This window comes from Aquimarina muelleri DSM 19832 (genome assembly GCF_000430665.1).
GTDB classification, from domain to species: Bacteria; Bacteroidota; Bacteroidia; order Flavobacteriales; family Flavobacteriaceae; genus Aquimarina; species Aquimarina muelleri.
Genome location: NZ_AUML01000043.1, coordinates 26,844 through 41,495, shown reverse-complemented (window position 1 = coordinate 41,495; position 14,652 = coordinate 26,844). Strand labels below are relative to the sequence as shown.

Sequence of the window (14,652 nt, the reverse complement as noted above, 5' to 3'; positions counted from 1 at the left end):
AGTTTTGAGGCGATATCCTCGGGCATCCAAATACTACCAGAACCAGAAGTAGATTTTCCTGAAGCACATCCGCAAATAGCAACGGTAGTATCTAACCAAGACCCAAAACAAAAAGGACGAGTACAAGTACAGTTTCAATGGCAAATCGCAGAAATGAAAACTTCGTGGATACGGGTAATGACCCCCGATGCGGGTAGCAGTAGTACTCATGCACAAAACAGAGGACATGTATTTATCCCAGAGGTAGGCGATCAGGTAATGGTAGGATTTCGATATAACGATCCTAACCGCCCCTTTGTAATGGGTAGCCTTTTTAACGGATCTACTGGTGCAGGAGGAAGAGACCAAAACAACTATAAAAGTATCATTACTCGTAGTGGACACACTATAGCCTTTAATGATACGGATCGTAGCGAGAGTATAACCATTACAGATAAAAAAGGGAACCACCTTATTATAGATACCGCAGGCGAAACTATTACGATTAATGCCTTAAAAGATATTAATATTAATGCAGGAGAGAACCTTAATATAACTGCAGGAAAAAATATTAGAGTAAATGCAGGAGAGAATATTGATGAAAGTGCAGGACGCGATATTACCTCTAATGCAGGAAATGATATTTTACAAACAGCATCTAAGGATATTAAAGAAAAGGCAGATAATATTAAACAAATTGCAGATAATGTATTTGATATACAATCAAAAGAATCAACAGAATATGCAGATAAAATAAATATACAAAGCTTAAAAGAAGAAATAAATATGTTGAGTGCAAAAAAAGTGCATATCAATGCAAAAGAAAAATCTAATCTGTTTTAGTATGGCTATTATAAAAAGGGCACTAAATATAAAAAAAATAGCGTATCAAAAATATGTTATAAAAGCTTCAGAATTAAATAAAATTTCAGAAAAAGCAACTGTAGAATCTGCTAAAGAAAATATGACACTTGCAGGAGCAACCAAAGTAAATATTAAAGCGGATAATTAATACTACTGTAATATAAAAAAAATGGACGAAAATGTTTTAATCATAAGTACTATCCTATTACTAGGATGTATAGTGTATACTTTTATTTTTAGGGCTTCATTAAAATTAAAAATGAATACTAATGTTTACTTATTATCGGTAACATATTTTATAGCACCAATGTCATTACTACTTACGCTACTAGTTTTAACTTTTACACTCTATCAAACACATACTGTAAAAACCAAGTTGAATACATTTATTTTTTGGTGGATTTTAATCAATACGGTATTTACTATTGTGCCTTATGCAGTAGACAACCTATCTAATGATTTACGAAATTTTAGTACTGATCCTGCAGGGAGTGTAATGGCTTCAGGATTGGATTTTATAATACAAGTAGTTTTTCAATCCATAACATTAGTAACAACCATTATTATTTTTTTCGTACACAAAAATTATGTTCAAAAAAGAAAAGCAGGTATACATGAAAATTAAATACGGTATAGTAGTGGTGCTTTGCGCGCTAACTTTAATAAACTGCAAAAGCAACAAAATGAATAAAAAATATAAATGGTCTGTATCTGTAAATGCACCCAAAAATTTTCCTGCAACCTTACATTATGGATCTTTAGGAGATACAGGTATTAGAGGCAAAGGCACATTAAATAGCGGTTGGGGGCTAACAGGTACTTTTACAGGCTCTCAAGAAAAAAGACCTTTGCCCAAAAAACTCGATTTGGTATGGATTTCTTATTTAGAAAATCAATTTTATGAGGGGCATTTTGAGTTAGATCATAAAAAAATAGCGCAAATATTCGAAAAAGGGTTTAAAATTAGAAGAAAAGGAGAAATTTTAATGTCTCATGATTTGTTTTTCGTTATTAATGTAGCTCCTGGCGGTACTGTAGCTGTTTGGTTAACAGGTATTGATGGGTTTCAGCGCGAAGTAGGTTTTTACCAAGCCAAAAAAACCGAAGTGGACTGGAAAGAATACAATCCCCATGGCGAACAGGATAGAGAAAAATCAGTTAAACTATATGTAGACCGTATCCCTGCCGAAATAGTAGCGCAATATAAGGCGGGTACGCTTTCTTTAAAAAAATGGAAAACCTATAGACAACCTTTTACTTGGGATATACATATAAAAGGGGATCCACATATGGTGTTTTTAAATGCGTATGCATTTAATGGGGAAGAGTATAGAATAGAGGATAAATTTTTAAATATTAAAGAAGATACTATATATAGTGCTTTGCCAAAAGAATTCAGAATGCAATGGGAAGAGCCAGACCAAGTAAAAGAGGCTTTTACAGCAACTTGTGTTTTTAAGGATAGTGATTATCAAGCCATGGCAACTGCTTTTAAAGAAAATAACAATACTGGTAGTTTTGAGATAGAAACGTATGTAGAAAACAACATAAAAAAACTAAAACTCTACCTGATAACAGGAGCCAATAAACAAGAAATACACTTAGAAGAAAATACAGTAAAACGATTTTTATATAAATCATAGTATGAGCAGAATTATTTTTGGAGAATACGAGCAAACCAGAACAACTATAGAGCGAGGCAATAGCATCGTAATAGGAGTGTTTTTTGATGGTACAGGCAATAACCGTAAAAATGTACGTGCTTATAAAGCGTATAAAGGCGAAGCCATAGAAATGGATGAAGGCGAAGATATCGAAACTTATAAAAAGGCGTACAAAAAACATGAAGATGACAATCATGGCGATAATAGTTATAACTCAGACGAGTCTAATGTATCCCGTCTAGAACCTCATTATTTAGCAGATGATCCCAAAGTATTTAAACTTTATATAGAGGGTATCGGCACCGAAAATTTTAAAGGAGATGCAGGTGCGGGTTCTGCTTTTGGTCAAGGGAGTACAGGGGTTCCAGCAAGGGTAGAAGAAGCCTGTAAGCGAATTGTAAGTGAAATTTTACCAAAAGTTAAATCTGATCCTAAAGATGAAAATGGTTTTAAGCTTATAGATCAGGTATATTTTGATGTATATGGTTTTAGTCGTGGCGCTGTAGCGGCGCGGCATTTTGTATCGCAAGTAAAAAAAAGTGCTTCGCATTATGAGTATTATAGCCGAGAAGAAGCAGAACTACAGGTGATCGATATTCCTGCCTATGGATATTTAGGAAAAGCCCTAGAAGAAGCAGAAACAGCAATAAACACCATAAAAATAGGATTTGCAGGCTTATACGACTCAGTATCCGCTTATGGGATGAATCATTCTAAAGACCATACAGATTTGCAATTAAACCAAATGTACCATGCTAATAAGACCGTACATTTAATAGCGCAAGACGAGATTAGATACAACTTTGATTTAACAGGTATAGAAAGCGCAGGGGCAAAAGGAATAACTATTAGTTTGCCTGGGGTACACTCTGATATTGGTGGCGGATATCTAGAAAATATTTCTCAAGAAGATACATTATTGTGGGATTTAAGCAATAAAGAAGAAAAAGCAGAAAGTGTAAGGAGCAGTTTTATTGCAGAAGGCTGGTATAAAGGGCATGAAATAAATATAGAAGATGGTTGGGTACGAGATGAAGTATGGGGTAGAAGAAAAAACCTAACCAATCAATATAGTGTAATCGCACTACAATTAATGGCTAAATTATCGACAAAGCATCTTGCTAAGATTAATACCGCAACATTAAACGATAAGTTTAAAGTAAAAGGCGATTTACTAACAGAGGTACAAAAACGTTTACAAACAGAGTTTAAGGCAAAAAATACGAAAGGCACTCTAGCTATAGATTTATTGAAATTTAGTAGCAAGCAAAATGAAAAAGAACTGTTAGAACAAAAAAATGAAAAAATAGCTAAGTTTATAAAAGAATACAAAACAAAGGAGGCAAAAAAAACAAAAGAGCGTGTGCAAAACAACTCTTTGATCATAGATTCTAAAATGCTAGAACATCCAAAAGATAACACAAATGTTGTGTCACCAGTGCGCAAAGAATATCAATTAAAAAAACTCGTAGAAAAGGTAGATTATAAAACACTAAGCGATACGCAATTAGTAAGAGCATTACGAAACCAATACCTGCACATATCGTTTTCATACAAAAATATTGAACCATCTAGTTGGTGGCATTACACCCCTGTTATACATGAAATACTAAGGCTTCAAGAGCCTATGCAACCTAGAAAAGATGGAAAACGAGAAATATACGACGACACAAAATAATTTCGAAAAATAAACAATGCCAAAAAAGCCCTTTTCAATATTGATAGATGATGGTAATCATTCAGAAATTCCAGTTTCTTCTCCCCAAAGAGACAAAAGACCGCATTTTTCGCTATCTACAGAAAAAATTGAAAAACCATCTGAAAAAATTCCCTTTTCAAGGAAACTACAGTATTGGCTAATAGAAAATAAAACTAGGTTTTTGCATCGCACATATGGTATATACATTAATTATAATGACCAAAAAACAATACAATATCTATTTGAAGTAAAATGTACAGGTTATAAAAAAGGACTACGGTATTATACCTTATCCCGAAAACGTTTTTTTAAAGACGGTAAACAATTAGAAGGTTTTATGGAACAACTGGCAGAGCAGAGTGCTAATTGTTTATATCCTTTGCAAGTAAGTGTCAATAAGCATGGGCAAATAATAAGTGTAGATAACCAAGAGGCGATAAAAGAACGATGGGAAACCAAGCAAAAAGAACTTGCTAAACGATACATAGGAGTACCGTTTATAAATCATTGCAAAAATATAACCAATGCTATACATAGTCCCAAAAATTTATTAAAAAGCCTTCATAACGATGTCGTTTATGATATACTGTTTTCAAAATTATATATAAACTATACCAACAAGTTTACACAGCCCTTAGAAAAGCAATTTAAGTGGTTTTCGGGGATTCATAAACTACATTTTTATGGCAATCAAACGGTGAGTCCTATTATTAAGGAGAACAACCGTATAGTGATCCATTATCAAGGAGGTATGCAGTCTGCAAGTGGTTTAGATCAGGGAGAAACGGCAATAGGATATGAGTTAGATGCAAAAGACCATACCCTACTAAGAGTAGATGGTACTGTTAAGTATACACAACATAATACCGATAAGACCATACAATTCAAAGCCATTTGGCAAAAAGACATGGATCAAACAGAGCAACGTAAAATAGAAGATGAAAAGAAAAATGGTATTTACATAGATCCTAATGTCGAAAAAAAATGGTATGAATTCTGGAAATAATTTTTTTAATTAAAAACTATGGGAAAAGCAATAGTATGTCAAGAAGCAGAGTGCGAGTGCCAAAATGGTACTATGCCCGATAAAATAGTATCAATAAGCCAGCATAAGCAGTATGTAAACGATGCAGAAGGCGAAAAAAAGATGATCGTTTCTACAATGGATATCGGACAACCTTTTCAAAAAAAGACCTTTGGGCAATGTAAACTACAACCCACACCCAGTGGGTATAAACCCTGCCAACCCATGATTACAGAATGGCAAGACTTTTATGAAAAAGTAACCTTAGATAATGGTGGCAATCCAATACTCGAGAACAGTAAAGCTACTTGCCCCATAGCAGGAGCACCTTGTATACGTATTACGTTTCATGGGCAAACCGCAGAAGCTACCCAGCAGCATCAAGAAGAAGCCGACGAAGATGTGATGGCTCAGGTAAACCCGTTGGCATGTGAGGATACAACGGTATTAGAAGAAGTTAAACACGATATAAACTCGGTAGAATGAAAACAGGGCTATCAAACTTAGAAGAAAATAAAGTAAAAAAAGAAAAAAATTATGCTGATAAGGAAATCACAACCGATGATAGCGCTGCCAGACGAGAAGTTTATCAAGGCTATTATGTGTATTTGATCCCTAAAAACAAAGCAGTTAATTTTAAAATATTAGCCTTAAAAGCCATTAATACCCAAGCCACACAAAAAAACGTGTATTGGATAGCGCAACCTTATAATAAATTTAAAACAAACAAATGGCTAAATTTTAAAGTAAATAAAGAAACAGTAATACAACCAGAAACGTTAGCCAAACACTTAACTGCTTTAAACAAATATTCTAAAAAATATAAAGATGTTGTATACTCAGAAAAAGACACCAGATATGTGGGTAAACAGTACACCATGGCTACCTATAAAAAAGTGATGGGCAAAGATACCTTTGGTAGTATCGATTATAAATCCAATAAACTGGGTGCAGGGATATGGCTAGAGGGGATTAATTATCGCCCAGGATGGATGTCTCAAGGGGCTTTTATAATAGCTGTACAAGAACCACAAATCCTATCTTTTTATGCAAAAAAGCGAGAAACAACTCAAGAAAAAGATATAAAATTTATAAGCAAAGATATTCAAGCATTAGAAACAGAGCTAGAATATAGCAATATAGTAGATGTACATATGGCATTGCACAATGTACCCTATTATGATATAGAACTACTCATTACTGTAGATGGCAAAGAGTTAGAAAAAGAATGTATTTCTTTAGATCGAAATATAGACAACCCTGTTTTGGACTATAATGTAGAGCAACGTTATGAGCTATACATAAAACCAGAATGGATAGAAACCTTGGATCACGAAGAAGGGAAAGACAATCAGGATTCTATAAAAGAAGGTAAACTAAGTATAACCCTAGTACCTAACCGTGCTATACTACATGCCCCTTATACCGAAGAGCAAGTAAAAAATCTGAAAAAAGAAATTACCTTTACCATAAACTATAGGGATGAATGGGCTGTAGATGAAGATGAACAAGAATGGATACCGCAAATAGCAGAAATACAAGAAGCTACACTAGTTACCCAAAGTTATGAAGAATGTGGGTTCACTGCTATCAAGATAACCGACGATTACGGCAATTTTCATATTTTAAAACAAGCAGAAGATGGTAGTTTAGAAATAAACAACACCACTCCCATACTCGAGTATGTTGCAGGTGGTAACAAAACCCCACAAACCATCACCATAGATCTAGAAGAGGTACAAACTGCCGAGTGCCTGCAAGCAGGTTTTGATAATACACAGGATAGTAGCAATACCCACACCAATAATACTTTTGATACCACACACTTACCTACAGAGACTGTAAATAGTGAGTTGTTTGGTAGTATAACCCCTGTAAAAATCGTAAGTAAAACAGAAAACAAATTACAGATTAAGCTAGCCTACCCATACAAAGCAGATACCTATTTAGAAGTATTTGCAAAGTATATGTTTGGCGCAAAACATATACCCTATCCAGTACTTATAAAAAGTTGCAGATACATACGTACCCCTATTTTTAATATCTACCCAGATTTGCAATGGGCGGTACATATAAACTATGCCGTAAAAAAGGTATTATTTTATAAAGCAGAAGAGGTAAAATTGATAGAGTTTAACCAAAACTTGTATGATTATCTTAAACCAGTAGTAGAGTTTTTGTACACAAAGGTCATGAAACCTATAGAAGAGCTTTTGGCAGCGCATAAGTATTTGGCAAGCAGCGACGAAGACGAATTTAAATTTTTAAGCGATGACCTAGAAGGTTTGGTAGAAAAATTTATAGAAAGCGAAAACGAAACCATACAACTAGGGTATCACCATAAAATGAATGGGGAGCTTATTAATTATGCAGAAAAACAACCGAATAATTATTTTTTATACTACTACGCCTTTCAGTTATCTTTGATGACCTTGGCATTAGACTTGGTGATCCTTTATTTTGTAACGGGCAGAATGAAGCTTAAATCACTTAAAAAAGCAAAAAATATAAAACAAGCCATAAGTAAAATTAGTAATAAAAAGATAAGCTTTACCTACCCTAAGGTAAGTTGCAATTTTGGATATGAGTATGAGCAAATGGCAGATGGCAAGATAGCGCTGATCATACGGTTTACACTACAAGCAAAACCTTTTTTGGGCGTAAGTATTAATGAAGAACTTACCCCAGAAGGCAAGCTAAAAGACAAATTAAAAGCCAGTTTTAAGTTAGGTGTAGAGGCTAGTGCCGATATTAACGTAAAATACAATTGTTTAACCAACACATGGAGTCTTAACGAAAACGCAAGCGACCAGACTAAAGCGCTACATGTGGTAAAACAAAACAAAAACCTAAAGGTAAAAGGAGGATTAGGTTTTGCACCACCGCCACCCGAGGTTAAAAATGGCGAAGCGTTTATTGAGGGCGATGTGATTCGTACAGATTTAAAAGTGAAAGGAGAGGCTATACTTGAAGGAGAATTGAATAAAAAATATTATTTAGTAGATTTTGATGCTTCGTTAAATTTGAAAGGAAAAGCTATATCATTTATAGGGATGGAACGTATTATTGGTTTTGATAGTCAAAAAGGCCCTTTTACACAAGAACGAATCTATTTTTCGGGCTTACAATACGAGTTAAAAGCTGAATATAAGGTAGGGGCTTTTGGCTATTATCCAGAATTTTTAAATGACGAATACGAGAGTAAAGGTAATTTTATAGAACCCTTCGATTATAATACCAAACGCATGCATATTATGCAATTTTTTAATAAATAATCATGAAAAAAGTAAAGATAAAAACACTACTTTTTATAGTATTAGTTAGTACAATAAGTTGTGGGCAAAATAAAAAAGAAAATAATATGGGAAATATAGATTTTAAAGAAAAATTGTATGAAATAGTTGAGAATTCAACGAAATATAAGAAAGCTTCCCTTTTCCTATTCGATTATAGTCATTCTCAAGTTAATATAGAAGTATTGGTAAATGATAAACTTCTTAGTAAATCTTCTATACATAATAAGCAAGAACAAGGCTACAAGTTTATGAATCATTTATTGTCAAAAAAAAATAAAAAGCAGTTGGTTAAATTGAGAATAACTTCTTTAGATAAATTATCTAATTTTGATAAACATAACAGTTATTTTAGCTTTAATTTGAGTGAGATGAATAGACTAGAATGGAGTAATGATAATTTCGAAAATCAAAATTATTTTATAAAGTATAGTAATTATGGTTTCAAAAAAGATTCTAAAGGAGAACTTATTAGAGACCTTAATGGAGATGTGATTAGAAAAGATAACTTAGATAACTTAAATTTTTTTGAAAAAGAATTTGAATTTGAGGCAGAAATGCCATTTGAAAATGAAGCTTTACAAAACAGTAAAGATTTACGAGAAGTAGATAGTACTGCATTAGAGCAAAAAGTACTTGGGCAATACCATGCTTTTATTAATAGTGTAAAAAACAAAGATGAGGATAGGTATTGGAAGCTATATTATAACAAAGTAGCTTATTGGGCAAAAGCTAATTTCTTTACAAAAAAAGATATAGACGACCTTATAAAAGAGGGCGAGATGTATTATAATATGATGTCTTATCAGCCTATAGAAAACTATGAGATGGTCTTTTATGATGAAGGGCGATTGGTATGTTTTGAGAGTAAGAGTAACGATTTAGAGTTTAAAGGGAAATCACCACTTATAGCTACAGCGGTTAACCCTAACGACCCAAAAGATGTGTTTAGAAATCCTATTCAGTTTTACTTCTATATGCCAAAGGATAGTAACGAGTTAAAAATAATGTATTAAAAATAACAAGAATGTTATATTTAAAATATTTGTGGTTTGTTTTTATCTGTATGGTCTGTATGTCCTGCAATTCTCAAGAGAAAACAATAACCCAAAAGGAATTAGATGTTGAAAGAGCGAAACTCACAGATGTAGAGAGTAAAATACTAAACAATACTTTTGAATATGTTAGTGATATGTCTTTAAAAGAGCTTAAAATAGAACTTCATAATAACCTACAAAAATGGTCTAAGGTAGAGTTCAAAGAAAAGTTATTTCTTAAGACAAATATACTTATAGAAGATGAAGAGTATAGTCATCCATTTCAATTATATTTAGAAGGAATAAAGAAGCAAATTAAAGTCCTTAAAGAAACAACTACTTTTGAACAGAACTTTAAAAATGACACTGCATTTATTAGCTTTGATGCAGAGAATAAATACAAAACAGGAAAATATTTTAAAGATACGTACAAAGCTCAACAAATATATTATCGCTCTAAAGATAACCATCCTAAATTTAAAGAGGGGTTAGATTTTTCTCTGGATTACTCTGAGATTGCTTATGGAAAGGCAAAATACATAGATAGTGTAGTTATAAAAGCAAGATTCGATTATGTCACTAAATACGATACAATTGTTTTTTGCAAAGATGAAATGCTTCAAAAACAAAATTTTAAGATCAATGATATTAAAGGAAACTATGTTTATTTTGAAGTCGATAATAATGAACGTTTTATGCAATTTGAAGCGTATAATGAAGAAGGAAAAAAACTATCTTATAAAGACAGTTTTAATTATCATCCTGGTACATACGAAAAAATTAAAGAAGAAGAACTGATATTAATAGAAGAAAAGGTGCAAAGTATTCAAATAACAAACTCACTATCAGAAGCAATGAGGATTTTAGAAAAGTTATGGATTGATTTAATTATAAAAGGGAGAGAAAAAAATGCTTATCAATATAGTTTTAGAGGGAATGTAGATAAAGTGAAATTTTATATAGAAAAAGAGCGTAAAGATGATGAGTTTATTTTTACAGCAAAGGATATGTTTCCTTCATCATTCTATTTAAATGAAAAAAATAATGAGACGTGGGTGATGAGCAGTAAATCAAATAAATTGCTTTTTAAACTACCAGAAACAAATCTAGATTTTTTAAAATACGATAATTTTAATCAAATAAATAGTTTTTATCTAGCTAAAGATAATAACGATGGATCTGAGCAATATTATTATTTAAATGTAGAAAAACAAATCTTTACAAAAACAGATAAAGGTAAAGCGATTACAGAAAATTTAGTTTTAATATATGGTGAAGGCGATTTAGATGCTATTTATGATAACGATAATAATAATGTTTCTGGATTTAAGTATCTAGAGGTAGAAACATATAGGCACAATAATAAATGTTATATTATAGGAAAGCAAAAAGATAGAACTTATGTTTTAATTAATTCAAATGGAAAAGAAATAGGATCTATCAGCAAGGAAAAGGTATTAAGTTTTTCTGACTAAATGTATTCGCTAGAGATTGAACAGGCACTATAGAAAATTATGAAATGATATTCTATGATGAAGGACGTTTGGTATGCTTTGAGAGTACAGTAGATGATTTAAAATTAAAAGGAAAATCACCTCTAATAGCAACTGCAACAAATCCTAATGACCCAAAAGATATTTATAAAAAACCCATTCAATTTTACTTCTATATGCCAAAGGGTAGTAACGAGCTATAAATCATGTATTAAAAATAACAAGAATGTTATATTTAAAATATTTGTGGTTTGTTTTTATCTGTATGTCCTGCAACTCACAAATCCATAAAGCCGATATGTATAAATATAAACAAACCAATACCTTTTTATGAAAAAAACACTTTTTGGAGTTATACTCTTTTGTAATACTCTTTTTTTACAAGCACAATTTCTTAGACAAGAACAATTTAGAAGTGACATTTTGAAGATTCAAGAAACAGAAATTAGCTATTATGAAGAACAAAATGTCACAATTGGTGATTTCAGTAAAGAAGATAATATAAAGGCTAAGGTAAAGAAAGAGTTTTCTAAAAGTTTTTATAAGTTTAAGAATAAAAAACTTATATCTGAGATTAACAAGTATAATGATAGTGTTGTATATGTTTATGAAAATGATAAACTAATTAGCTTTCAGATTTATGGATATGAAAATAAAGTTGATTCGTATAAATTAGTATATAATAATGATAGAGTCATGATTTATTCTGACAACAATTTAGTTGCAGAGAAAATATATGACAACAATAAGAATATTATAGAAGTTACATTGCACGAGTCAAAACACAATACTTCTACAGCTAACTATTATTATAACAAAAAAGAGCAATTAATAAGTATCGAATATGCAAGCCATGTTATAAATGTAGAAAAACCCGTTCATCAAGTCCAAAATATTATAAGATTAGAATACGATGACAAAGGTATTCTTGTTAAAGAAATTGATCATTATGGAGAAAAGTTATATATATCTGATGAATTAGGTAATTGGATAGAAAAGATAGAAACCAAGAATTCTGAATACTCTAATACTATAAGAATAGTAACAACGCGAAAAATTAAATATATAAATTAAAAGCCAGTTTTTCATTAAATCTAACAGTTAGTGCAGATATTAATGTAAAATACAATTGCCTAACCAACACATGGAGCCTTAACGAAAATGCGGGTGACCAAACCAAAGCGTTGTATGTGGTAAAACAAAACAAAAACCTAAAGGTAAAAGGTGGGTTAGGTTTTGCCCCACCACCACCCGAGATTAAAAACGGAGAAGCGTTTATTGAGGGAGATGTGATTCGTACGGATTTGAAAATGAAAGGAGAGGCTATACTTGAAGGAGAAGTAGCGTATAAATATTACTTAATAGATTTTGAGGCTAAAGCTGCTATAGATGGTCAAATTTCTTCATTTATAGGTTTAGAACGCATAATTGGTTTTGATAATCAAAAAGGCCCTTTTACACAAGAACGGTTATATTTCTCTGGTTTACAATATGAAGTAACAGGAAAAGTGAAATTAAAATGGTTTGGAATGGGTTTAGATGAAGATTTTGACGACAAAGGTAACCTATTAGAGCCTTTTGATTATAAAACTAACCGTATGTATATCATGCAAAATTTTAAATAATTCATGAAGACAGCAATATTAACAATCTTATTATTTGTCTTATTTACAATAGGATGCAAACCACAAAATAAAGAAAGTATGAATACTATAATCTATAAGGAAAAATTTATAAACTTATACGAAGAGGTCAAAACAAAGCCAGAACCCCCTTTATATATATATGAATTTAACTATAGTGATGTAAATATTGAGATTTACATTAATAATAAGTTATTTTTTAAATCATATGCTTATAGTGACGAAACACAAAATTATCAATTAATCAATCACTATTTAAACAATGAGTTAACACAAAAATTAAAAATTGTAGTTAAGCCTCTTGATGGTGAATTGTTTAGTGAACAATCCTATTTTACATTTAGGCTATCTTCATTTGAAAAAAAATCCTATTATGATGATGATATATGGGATAATGAACAAAAAATAATAAATTATTCGACAGATGAATTTGGTAGAGATTCTAATGGAGATTTTGCTGTAGATAAAGATGGGAATACTATAGGGTATATAAAAGAAAAAAGATTAGAAGGCAAACCTTATTTTGAAAAAGAATTTGAATTTGAGGCTAGTATTCCTTTTAAACTACCCAATGTATTAGAAACGAGCAAAGATTTACGAAAATTGGATACGGTAGTATTAAAAAAACAAGTAGTTACATATTTTAATAGATTTATAAAAAGTGTTAATAATTCAGATGATGACGCATTTTTCTGGGAAACGATGTATAGAAAAGCCTATTTAGAATGTATGGCAAACTATAGAAGCGAAGAAGAAATAAATGAGTTATATGAAAATGCTGAATTTGTGTTTTCAGACAAAAGAGTAACGTTTTTGCCATTAGAAGATTATGAAATGGTGTTTTATAATGAGGGTCGTTTAGTTACTTTAGAGAGTACGTCTTCAGATCTTAAGAAAAAAGGAAAATCGGTACTTAATTTAGAGTTAAGACAGGAAGGTAAAGAGGTGAAAAAATCTAATAAAATGCAATTTTACTTTCATATCCCCAAAGATAGTAAAGAACTAGAAGTTATTTTTTGAAAAAAAGATAAGCGATAGTAATTTAAGTTTTACCTACCTCAACGTAAGTTGCAATTTTGGATATGAGTATGAGCAAATGGCAGATGGCAAGACAGCGTTGGTCGGTATGTCCTGCAATTCTCAAAACAATACAAAAATGGCCGATGATTATAAAAATAACTATAGTCAGTATCTAGCTCTAAACAATATTTCAATTAGAACTTAACCATCAAATTTTATACTTGAAAAACGGTATATAGGAGGACTAAAAATCATCAACGATACATTAATAGGTTATTAGGCCTATAATAAGCCAATTTTAATTAAACGTAAATATTTTAAAATTAAAACACTGAAAATCAATATTTTATGAGATTTTTTTTAAAAAAAAACGCAAAACGAATTTATTATTCTAATCAAATGTTGTACCTTTAAAAAAGTTTTTTAAAAGATACTTTAGAGTATGTGAGTTTTAAAAAATTACTTACCCCTTCCCTTATTTTAGTTAAAGAAGAGAATTGATTCATAGAAATCTACTAATAAAAATAGATTGTGAGTCATATGGCGAAGCCTTTCTAATAATTGAACAAAATGATATACTAATCAAGTATAGATTTTGAAGTTATAGCACCTTTCTTAAAAATTATTTTTATATAAATCTATGAAAAAGAAATGAAGTATTTCTACGCATTCAGGTAGCAAAAAAAATAAAAGTAAACCAAGAATTTCTTATTCTATTATAGCCTATAAATCATGGCTTTATCTAACTAAAAAATTAAGAAAACTAAAAATAGTAAACACACTTATACAATACTATAATATTCCTTCGAATAGAGTCTATACAGTATAAAGATACAGAGGTGGCTTTTTCCAGAATTTATTAAAATTAAAAAAAGAAGAATGTTTTTTTAAAACATTCTTCTCTTGTGTATGGAGTATAATAATATTCCGATCTAT

14 protein-coding genes are annotated in these 14,652 nt (G+C 31.2%); all 14 read left to right on the top strand.

Annotated features, from left to right (window positions below; genetic code table 11):
• The coding region (locus tag H527_RS22380) for a phage baseplate assembly protein V (RefSeq protein WP_035088468.1) at positions 1-822 on the top strand (822 nt) is incomplete at its 5' end.
• A 1-nt stretch (position 823) separates the two neighbouring features.
• Entirely contained in the window at positions 824-991 is a 168-nt protein-coding gene (locus H527_RS24050; RefSeq protein ID WP_155837925.1) for a hypothetical protein, read from the top strand.
• A gap of 21 nt (positions 992-1,012) precedes the next feature.
• Complete coding sequence (locus H527_RS0116005) at positions 1,013-1,468, top strand: hypothetical protein (RefSeq protein ID WP_155837924.1); 456 nt, start codon at positions 1,013-1,015, stop codon at positions 1,466-1,468.
• Between the two features lie 58 nt (positions 1,469-1,526).
• The gene (locus H527_RS0116000; RefSeq protein WP_027413633.1) at positions 1,527-2,486 is read left to right on the top strand and encodes a DUF2931 family protein; all 960 of its coding nucleotides are present in this window, start codon (positions 1,527-1,529) and stop codon (positions 2,484-2,486) included.
• A gap of 1 nt (position 2,487) precedes the next feature.
• Positions 2,488-4,185 carry a phospholipase effector Tle1 domain-containing protein gene (locus H527_RS0115995; RefSeq protein WP_027413632.1) on the top strand — a complete coding sequence of 566 codons (1,698 nt, stop codon included), beginning with the start codon at positions 2,488-2,490 and terminating at the stop codon, positions 4,183-4,185.
• A 16-nt stretch (positions 4,186-4,201) separates the two neighbouring features.
• Positions 4,202-5,212, top strand: coding sequence for a hypothetical protein (locus tag H527_RS0115990; protein WP_027413631.1), 1,011 nt, complete (start codon positions 4,202-4,204; stop codon positions 5,210-5,212).
• 18 nt (positions 5,213-5,230) lie between these two features.
• Positions 5,231-5,716, top strand: a complete 486-nt coding sequence (locus H527_RS0115985) for a DUF4280 domain-containing protein (RefSeq protein ID WP_027413630.1) — start codon at positions 5,231-5,233, stop codon at positions 5,714-5,716.
• On the top strand, positions 5,713-8,505 hold the full coding sequence (locus H527_RS0115980) for a hypothetical protein (RefSeq protein ID WP_027413629.1): 2,793 nt from the start codon (positions 5,713-5,715) through the stop codon (positions 8,503-8,505). The genes H527_RS0115985 and H527_RS0115980 overlap by 4 nt, the downstream gene beginning before the upstream one ends.
• A gap of 2 nt (positions 8,506-8,507) precedes the next feature.
• Positions 8,508-9,539 carry a hypothetical protein gene (locus tag H527_RS0115975; RefSeq protein WP_027413628.1) on the top strand — a complete coding sequence of 344 codons (1,032 nt, stop codon included), beginning with the start codon at positions 8,508-8,510 and terminating at the stop codon, positions 9,537-9,539.
• Positions 9,540-9,550: 11 nt separating this feature from the next.
• Entirely contained in the window at positions 9,551-11,035 is a 1,485-nt protein-coding gene (locus tag H527_RS0115970) for a hypothetical protein (protein ID WP_155837923.1), read from the top strand.
• A gap of 44 nt (positions 11,036-11,079) precedes the next feature.
• Entirely contained in the window at positions 11,080-11,256 is a 177-nt protein-coding gene (locus tag H527_RS24045) for a hypothetical protein (RefSeq protein ID WP_155837922.1), read from the top strand.
• Between the two features lie 127 nt (positions 11,257-11,383).
• Positions 11,384-12,127, top strand: coding sequence for a hypothetical protein (locus H527_RS0115960; protein ID WP_027413626.1), 744 nt, complete (start codon positions 11,384-11,386; stop codon positions 12,125-12,127).
• 116 nt (positions 12,128-12,243) lie between these two features.
• On the top strand, positions 12,244-12,678 hold the full coding sequence (locus H527_RS0115955; protein WP_035088463.1) for a hypothetical protein: 435 nt from the start codon (positions 12,244-12,246) through the stop codon (positions 12,676-12,678).
• Positions 12,679-12,681: 3 nt separating this feature from the next.
• Entirely contained in the window at positions 12,682-13,716 is a 1,035-nt protein-coding gene (locus H527_RS0115950; protein ID WP_027413624.1) for a hypothetical protein, read from the top strand.
• Positions 13,717-14,652 lie beyond the last annotated feature (936 nt).

Excerpts from the sequence above, each read along its gene's own strand:
- H527_RS0115975 (WP_027413628.1), top strand. The coding sequence starts at position 8,508 with ATGAAAAAAGTAAAGATAAAAACACTACTTTTTATAGTATTAGTTAGT.
- H527_RS0116005 (WP_155837924.1), top strand. The coding sequence starts at position 1,013 with ATGGACGAAAATGTTTTAATCATAAGTACTATCCTATTACTAGGATGT.
- H527_RS0115960 (WP_027413626.1), top strand. The coding sequence starts at position 11,384 with ATGAAAAAAACACTTTTTGGAGTTATACTCTTTTGTAATACTCTTTTT.
- H527_RS0115950 (WP_027413624.1), top strand. The coding sequence starts at position 12,682 with ATGAAGACAGCAATATTAACAATCTTATTATTTGTCTTATTTACAATA.
- H527_RS0116000 (WP_027413633.1), top strand. The coding sequence starts at position 1,527 with ATGAATAAAAAATATAAATGGTCTGTATCTGTAAATGCACCCAAAAAT.
- H527_RS24045 (WP_155837922.1), top strand. The coding sequence starts at position 11,080 with ATGATATTCTATGATGAAGGACGTTTGGTATGCTTTGAGAGTACAGTA.
- H527_RS0115980 (WP_027413629.1), top strand. The coding sequence starts at position 5,713 with ATGAAAACAGGGCTATCAAACTTAGAAGAAAATAAAGTAAAAAAAGAA.
- H527_RS0115995 (WP_027413632.1), top strand. The coding sequence starts at position 2,488 with ATGAGCAGAATTATTTTTGGAGAATACGAGCAAACCAGAACAACTATA.
- H527_RS0115985 (WP_027413630.1), top strand. The coding sequence starts at position 5,231 with ATGGGAAAAGCAATAGTATGTCAAGAAGCAGAGTGCGAGTGCCAAAAT.
- H527_RS0115970 (WP_155837923.1), top strand. The coding sequence starts at position 9,551 with ATGTTATATTTAAAATATTTGTGGTTTGTTTTTATCTGTATGGTCTGT.
- H527_RS0115990 (WP_027413631.1), top strand. The coding sequence starts at position 4,202 with ATGCCAAAAAAGCCCTTTTCAATATTGATAGATGATGGTAATCATTCA.
- H527_RS24050 (WP_155837925.1), top strand. The coding sequence starts at position 824 with ATGGCTATTATAAAAAGGGCACTAAATATAAAAAAAATAGCGTATCAA.